The organism is Streptomyces sp. DH12 (genome assembly GCF_020873895.1).
In the GTDB taxonomy this organism is placed as follows: domain Bacteria; phylum Actinomycetota; class Actinomycetes; order Streptomycetales; family Streptomycetaceae; genus Streptomyces.
Genome location: NZ_JAHWGT010000224.1, coordinates 1 through 778, shown reverse-complemented (window position 1 = coordinate 778; position 778 = coordinate 1). Strand labels below are relative to the sequence as shown.

1 protein-coding gene and 1 pseudogene are annotated in these 778 nt (G+C 73.0%); both read left to right on the top strand.

Annotated elements, in window-relative coordinates; genetic code table 11:
* The coding region (locus LPA54_RS33675) for a uroporphyrinogen-III C-methyltransferase (protein WP_228984506.1) at positions 1-432 on the top strand (432 nt) is incomplete at its 5' end.
* A gap of 1 nt (position 433) precedes the next feature.
* Positions 434-778: pseudogene (locus LPA54_RS33670) on the top strand (rRNA methyltransferase); the annotation flags it as partial.

Below are 778 nucleotides of genomic sequence, written 5' to 3'. Positions count from 1 at the left end.
CTCACCGAGGCCGGTATCCCCTGCACCGTCGTCCCCGGCATCTCCAGTTCCATCTCCGTGCCCGGCGCGGCCGGCATCCCTGTCACCCACCGCGGTGTGGCGCACGAGTTCACCGTGGTCAGCGGCCATGTCGCCCCCGACGACGAGCGCTCCCTGGTCGACTGGCCGTCGCTGGCCAAGCTCACCGGCACCCTGGTGGTCCTCATGGGCGTCGACAAGATCGGCCGGATCGCCGAGACCCTGGTGGCGCACGGCAAGTCCCCGGACACCCCGGTCGCCCTGGTCCAGGAGGGCACCACCGCCGCTCAACGCCGCGTCGACGCCACCCTCGCCACGGTCGCCGAGACGGTCGTCGCCCGGGACGTGAAGCCGCCCGCGGTCATCGTCATCGGCGACGTCGTGGCCGTCGGCCCGGACGGGACGGCCGGCTGACATGGGCGAGATCATCACCGTCGACGACCCCGCCGACCCGCGCCTGCACGACTACACCGACCTCACGGACGTCGAGCTGCGCCGCCGCCGCGAACCCGCCGAGGGCCTGTTCATCGCCGAGGGCGAGAAGGTCATCAGGCGGGCCGGGGAGGCCGGTTACGCCATGCGCTCCATGCTGCTGTCGCGGAAGTGGGTGGACGTCATGCGGGACGTCATCGCCCGTTCCGACGCCCCGGTGTACGTCGTGGAGCCCGCGCTCGCCGAACAGGTCACCGGCTACCACGTGCACCGCGGCGCGCTCGCCTCCATGGGGCGCCGGCCGCTGCCCGACCCCGCCGACGTGCTG